2 protein-coding genes are annotated in these 2,024 nt (G+C 31.1%); one reads left to right on the forward strand and one right to left on the reverse strand.

The features are described 5' to 3' along the window. Positions 1 to 169: 169 nt before the first annotated feature. A complete protein-coding gene (locus DDF78_RS12355) occupies positions 170 to 577 on the reverse strand; it encodes a YjdF family protein (RefSeq protein ID WP_152587879.1) in 408 nt (135 codons plus the stop codon). Between the two features lie 342 nt (positions 578 to 919). Here DDF78_RS12355 and DDF78_RS12360 point away from each other — a divergent pair, with 342 nt between their 5' ends. Next, entirely contained in the window at positions 920 to 1,924 is a 1,005-nt protein-coding gene (locus tag DDF78_RS12360; protein ID WP_001199882.1) for a protein rep, read from the forward strand. Positions 1,925 to 2,024: the final 100 nt, after the last annotated feature.

Genomic DNA, 2,024 nt, shown 5'->3' on the forward strand with positions numbered 1-2,024 from the left:
GCATTTATGCCGAGAAAATTTATTGAAGTTGAGAAGAACCCTTAACTAAACTTGCAGACGAATGTCGGCATAGCGTGAGCTATTAAGCCGACCATTCGACAAGTTTTGGGATTGTTAAGGGTTCCGAGGCTCAACGTCAATAAAGCAATTGGAATAAAGCAATCTTGGCTTAATGACCTTTATGCTTTTCTTTTGCTTTTTGTTTTTTGATTTTACGTTTTCGTGTTTTTTCTTCTTCTTTTTGAAGCTTGTTTCTTTTTTTAGAACTTTTTTTATTGAGTTCTTGCTCTTTTTTTAATGCCTCTTGTGATTGAGTGGTAATCACTTTTTTCTTTTGCTCTTTTGCTACCTGTCGTTGCAATCTTTTTGGATTAATTTTTTTATCAGATGACTTACGTTTAGTTTTTACCTTGCTTTTATTTACTAAATTTAAAAGGTCTTTGTCTATGAATTTTAAAATAGTTTCTCTATCAGGTTCTGTGCCAAATGTATATTTAGCAAAAACTGATTTTTGATTTTCTGTATATTCAACTAATCCGATAAAAAATTGTCCATCATGAAAAATTGTAAGTTTCATGTTGTCCCTCCTCTGTTTTAAATGAAATGAAGGACGACCTGAGGAGGAAGGTTACTGACAAAATTTATACTTTGCATTGGGACTACCAACCCAATTGTGTTTTTACATTTCATATTTTGATATTAACAAAATAATATCGTGGTTTAGAAACGAGTTGAAAACGAGTTTCTTCTTGTCTTGATACTATATAGAAATAACTCGATTTTAAAATTATAGCTGTAATCCTTGGTATGTAAGGGATTATAGCTATTTTTCTTGTTGAAAGGAATTTTTGACATAAAAAAACCCCAGTAGTATGATTAAAGCGTCTACTCAATAAACAACTACTGGAGGTCTCTTTATATGCAATATAATACTACTAGATGTATAGACGAAAATCAAGATAACGAAACACTTAAAGATATGACGAAAAGTGGGAAACAACGCCCATGGAGAGAAAAGAAGATAGATAATGTAAGTTATGCAGATATACTGGAAATTTTAAAAATAAAAAAGGCTTTTAATGTAAAACAATGTGGTAACGTCTTAGAGTTCAAGCCGACTGATGAAGGTTATTTGAAGTTACATAAGACATGGTTTTGTAAGTCGAAACTCTGCCCAGTTTGTAATTGGAGGCGTGCTATGAAAAATAGTTATCAAGCTCAAAAAGTGATTGAAGAAGTTGTTAAAGAAAAACCAAAAGCGCGTTGGTTATTTTTAACACTTTCAACGAAAAATGCGATAGATGGGGATACTTTAGAACAAAGTTTGAAACATTTAACGAAAGCATTTGATAGGTTAAGTAGATATAAAAAAGTGAAGCAAAATCTTGTTGGGTTTTTGCGTTCAACGGAAGTAACAGTTAATAAAAATGATGGTAGTTATAATCAACATATGCATGTTTTATTATGTGTTGAAAATAGTTATTTTAAGAATAAAGCTAATTATATAACTCAAGAAGAATGGGTTAATTTATGGCAAAAAGCATTACAAGTAAATTATCGACCCGTAGCAAATATTAAAGCGATCAAACCAAATCAAAAAGGCGATAAAGATATTCAAGCAGCTATCAAAGAAACCTCTAAATATTCGGTTAAGTCATCTGATTTTTTAACTGATGATGATGAAAGAAATCAAGAAATCGTGAATGATTTAGAAAAAGGTTTATATCGAAAACGTATGTTGAGTTATGGTGGTTTGCTTAAACAAAAACATAAGATTTTAAATTTAGATGATGCCGAAGATGGCAATTTGATTAATACAAGTGACGAAGATAAAACAACAGACGAAGAAGAAAAAGCACATTCAATTACGGCAATTTGGAATTTTGAAAAACAAAATTATTATTTAAAAGATTTGAAACGTTAGCTAAAAAGCTAGCGTTTTTTTATGTCTTTTTGCCCCTGCGGGAACTATAGCGTTCAACCGGCATGGTTGACCAGTTTTCATGTTAACTTTTAAGTTTGCA

Origin of the sequence: Bifidobacterium tibiigranuli (genome assembly GCF_009371885.1) — a bacterium.
Classification (GTDB): Bacteria; Actinomycetota; Actinomycetes; order Actinomycetales; family Bifidobacteriaceae; genus Bifidobacterium; species Bifidobacterium tibiigranuli.